Annotated in this window: 3 protein-coding genes; 1 reads left to right on the top strand and 2 read right to left on the bottom strand. The window is 78.9% G+C overall.

Translation table 11 applies throughout. The features are described 5' to 3' along the window. Positions 1–6: 6 nt before the first annotated feature. Positions 7–1755 (bottom strand): LuxR C-terminal-related transcriptional regulator, encoded by a 1749-nt coding sequence (locus ABZ641_RS27610; RefSeq protein WP_359985917.1) that lies wholly within the window; start codon positions 1753–1755, stop codon positions 7–9. A gap of 117 nt (positions 1756–1872) precedes the next feature. Here ABZ641_RS27610 and ABZ641_RS27615 point away from each other — a divergent pair, with 117 nt between their 5' ends. Further along, positions 1873–3267 (top strand): DUF6350 family protein, encoded by a 1395-nt coding sequence (locus tag ABZ641_RS27615; RefSeq protein WP_359985920.1) that lies wholly within the window; start codon positions 1873–1875, stop codon positions 3265–3267. A gap of 167 nt (positions 3268–3434) precedes the next feature. Here ABZ641_RS27615 and ABZ641_RS27620 read toward each other — a convergent pair whose 3' ends face one another. Then, positions 3435–4103, bottom strand: coding sequence for a hypothetical protein (locus ABZ641_RS27620; protein ID WP_359985923.1), 669 nt, complete (start codon positions 4101–4103; stop codon positions 3435–3437). Positions 4104–4244: the final 141 nt, after the last annotated feature.

A 4244-nucleotide genomic window follows, 5' to 3' on the forward strand; every position in this document is an offset into this window, starting at 1 on the left:
CCGCGCTCACCGACGCGGTGGCCGGCGACGGCACCACGCTGCTCGCGCTGTCCGACGAGTACTACGAGCGCAGGGCCACAGCGGCGCGCACGGCACCGGGACCGGCAGCGCGTCCGCGGGCCGGGTCAGCGCCACGGGACCGGTCACCGGCTGCCCGTCGTGCGGGGGCGCGCCCTCGGTCACCGTTCCGTCGCCCGGGCCGCTCGTCCCGTCCGTCCCGTCCTGCGGGGCCGTGGACGACGTGTCCCCGTCCGGGAGGGCCGTGCCGCCGTCCGCCGCCCCGCTCGGGGCCGCTCCCGGCCGCGGGGCCGTCGGACTGCACCAGGGGCTCCGCAGCCCCGGCTCGCGGCCGGGCGCGGCCGGACCCGAACTGCCCGTACCGGCCGCGGAGCACACCTCCGGCGGCGGGGACGCCTCCGTCTGCGGCGCCGCCGCGGGCCGGGCCCGGCGGGCCGTGTCGTCGGGCCCGCCGACCACCAGGGTGACGACCATCGCGCCGGCCGTGCCGAGCACCAGCAGCCCCGCCGCGCCGGTGACCGCGTGCGCCCGGCGGCGGCCCCCGGCGGCGAGCCGGGCCGGCGAGGGCACCCGCGGCGACGGGCAGGCCCGCACCGCCGCCTCGAACAGCAGCGCGCCGAGCGCCGGGCCGAACCCCGGCGCCGACGGGTCGGCACCGACCACCTCCGGCACCGTCCGGGACAGCTCCTCGCGCGCCGCCAGGACCCGCCCCGCGGCCGCCGCCGTGCTGGACTCCACCTCCTCCGCCACCGCCGCCACCGGCAGGCCCACCGCGTCGTGCAGCACCACCGCCCGGCGCTGCGGCCGGGTCAGCCGGTGCATCGCGGTGAGCAGCGCCCGGTCCCGGGCGGTCGGACGGTTCTCGTCCGGCCGGCGGCGGGCCCGCTCGCCCTTCACCTTGATCCTCCGGTGCGGCAGGTGGCGCCTGCCCGCACGACGGGGACCGCCCCGCCGCCACGGCGACAGCGCCGACTCGAACGCCGCCGCCCGGACCCAGCCCTCCGGGTCCGGCAGCTCCGCCACCTCGTCCCACCGCAGCGCCGCCGCCCCCAGGGCGATCCGCACACTGCGGGTCGCCCGGTGCGGCGACCCGGTGACCAGGAACGTCTGCTGCACCAGCCGGGCGTGCACGGCCGCACTGAACGCGGCGAACTCCGGCCGGCGGCGGGGCGGCGCCCCGGCCAGCGGCGGACGGGGGAGCGGAGCGGACGGCTGCTCCTGAGGGCGGGCCTGCGGCGGCTCGGGCTCCTCGGGCGGTCGGGGCCCGTCCGGAGTCCGCGGGGGCTCCTCCGGCGTCGGCGGCGGCGAGGGTTCGACCGCGGCCCCGGCCGGCACCGGGCCGGGCTCGGCGGGCCCGGTCGGCATGGTCGGCCCGGTCTCCCCGGGGGTTTTGGGGGGTGCCGCAGGGGTGGGTTCGGCGGTGGGCCCGGGCGTCCCCAACAGGGCGGCCAGGCGGGCGGCCTCGGCGCGCGAGCCGACCCCCAGCTTCCGCATCGCCCGGTTGAGGTGCTTGCGGACGGTCGCGGGGGCGATGCCGAGCGCGGCGGCGACGGCCCGGTCGTCGTCCCCTGCCGCCGTCCGGGCGAAGACCTGCGCCTCACGCGGGGTCAGCCGCTGCAGCAGCCGTGCGGCGTCCTTCCGCGCCCGGTCCGACGGGGCCGCGGCGGGCGTCCGGGCAGCGGTGGTCGGGCCGGTGGGGTCGTCCCCGGCCCGGTCGGCCTTCGAAGGTGCGGTCACCGCGGCTCCCCGCGGCGGCTGCAGAGTCGAATAAGGCACATAAGCAAATAATCCGGGACACGGCGAAGGTTTGCCGCTTCACGGGGCGCAACGGGTGATCTTGGGAGCATGTGGCCCATGACGCAGTTGATGGGCCGTCCGATCCTGGGCCTGCCCGACGATCTGGGCTCCCGCTCCCCGTTCGCCGACCTGCTCGTCGGCGCCCGAACGGCCCTCCTCGCCCTCTCCGTGATCGCCGTCCCCGTCCTCGGTCTCTGGGTGCTCACCCCGTACGGCGACGTCACCGCCCGCGGCGCCCTCCGGCTCGCCTGCGCCCTCTGGCTGCTCGGCCACGGGGCACCGCTCACCCGCGGTCCGGGCGGTGCACCCTTCACCCTCACCCCGCTGCTGCTCACCGCCGTCAGCGCCGGCCTACTCCGCCGCGCAGGGGCCAGGGCGGGGGCACGCGCCCCGCACGGCACGGGAGCCTGGCGGGCCGCCCTGCCGCTGGGCATCGGATACCTCGCGGTGGCCGCACTGGCCGTCGCCGAGTGCAGCGGCAGCGAAGCCGTCCTGGCCGCCGACCCGGTCACCGACCTCCCCGTCGTCGCAGCCGCCACCGCCGCCGGACTCGCCTGGGGAGTCCTGGCCGGCCACGGCCACCCGCAGCCGGGCCTGTCGGCCTTCCTGCCGGCCGTGCTCACCGACCGGCTCCGCTCCTGGGCGGCCGCGGACTGGGCGCCGCCGCGGGACGCCACCGCCGCCCTGCGTCGCACCGCGGGCAGCTGGCTGCTCGGCCTGCTCGCCGCCGGGGGACTCCTGCTCACCACCGCCGTCGCCCTCGGCACCGCGGGCAGCACCGCCGCCGGCCTCGCGGACGGCCCCGCGGGCGTCCTCGGACTCCTCCTCGCCTGCACCCTGCTGCTGCCGAACGCCGTGCTCTGGGCCGCCGCCTACGCGCTGGGGCCGGGCTTCGCCGTCGGCACCGGCACCACCGTCTCACCGGTGGCCACCCACCTGGGCGCGGTGCCCGAGTTCCCGCTCTTCGCGCTCCTCCCGACCGACGGCCCCGGCGCCGCCGGTCAGGCCGTCCTGGCGGTCATGCCCCTGCTCGCGGGCGTCGTGCCCGCCCTGCTTCTCGGACGGGCCGCCGCAGGCCGGGGCACCACCCGCCCCTGGCACCCGGCCGGTACCGCGCTGGTCGCATTCGCCGCCGTGCTCACGGTCTCGGCCGCCGCCGCCGTGGCCGCGTGGTCCGCCGGAGGCGCACTCGGGGCCGGACGGATGGCCGCCCTGGGCCCCGTCCCCTGGCAGGCCGCCCTGACCGCCGCGGGCTGGTCCGCCGCCGTCGTGCCGCCCGGAGCCCTGCTCGCCCGCTGGCTGCTCACCCGCACGGCCGACCGGGCCCTCCCGCCGACCCCGGCGATGGCCCGCCTCACCGCCTGGTCCACCGCCGCCCGCTGCCCCCGCCTGCGCCGCACCCTCCACGACGCCGTCACCCGCCTCGCCACCCTCCACCTCGACGACACCTGACGGGTAACCCGAATTAAGGGGCGCGGGGAACTGCGCACCCCGAGATCGGCGCATCCCACGCTGCAGGGAACCCGAAAACAGGGGCGCGGGGAACTGCGCATCCCACGCCGCGGGCAACCCGAAAACAGGGCGCGCGAACCGCACCCCCGCCCCGAGGGCACCCGGCGTCAGCGGCTGCCGGGGTTGGTCAGCTGGGTGATGACGTCCGGGGCGAGGTTGTTGCAGCTCTGCGCCGCCTCGTTGGTCAGGGCGTCGTTCACGCAGGTCACGTAGTCGTGGTAGTAGAGCTGGACGCCGAAGACGGACAGCGTGAAGATCAGGGCGACACCGCCCGTCAGCAGTCCGCCGAGCGCGGCGGGCACCTGCGGCCGGGTGGGCTGCGGCTGGGCCCAGCCGCCGACCCGGGCGGTGCCGAGGGCGTGCGGGTTGCCGCCGGCCGCGGCGTGCGGGGCGGGGGAGGCGGCCGACGCCGGACGCTCGGCCCGCAGCGCGCTGATCCCCCAGTACAGCGCCAGTGCACCGAGCAGCAGCGCGAGGTACCGCATGCCGGTGATCGCGCAGAACAGGCCGGCCATGCCGGCGCTCAGCGCGTAGCGGGCGCGCCGCTGCACCGGGTCGGTCGGGTCGAAGCGGGGCTGCTGCGGCTCGGACCATCCGCCGCGGTAGCCCGGGCTCCACGGGTGTGGCGGCGGCACCCGGTCGTCGTCCCGGTCGCCGTCCTCCGGCCGCTCGGTCGGGGGCTGCTGCGGAGCGCGCGGCTGCCACGGCCGGTCGGGGGCATCCGCCGGCGGCGGCGCGAACGGGTTGCGCTCGCCGGTGTCGTCTCCGCTGCTCATGGTGTCGGCCATTCCTTCTCGTCCGGGGGGCGTCGGGCCGCTCCGGGAGCGGCCCCCCCCCCCCAATAAACCCCCGGGCGGTACCGGCGAGGGGCCGCCCAGCCCGGGGGGGCACAAAGGGAGAACGGGGGGGTGGGGAAA

The sequence above is a fragment of the Kitasatospora sp. NPDC007106 genome (assembly GCF_040634455.1).
GTDB lineage: Bacteria > Actinomycetota > Actinomycetes > Streptomycetales > Streptomycetaceae > Kitasatospora > Kitasatospora arboriphila.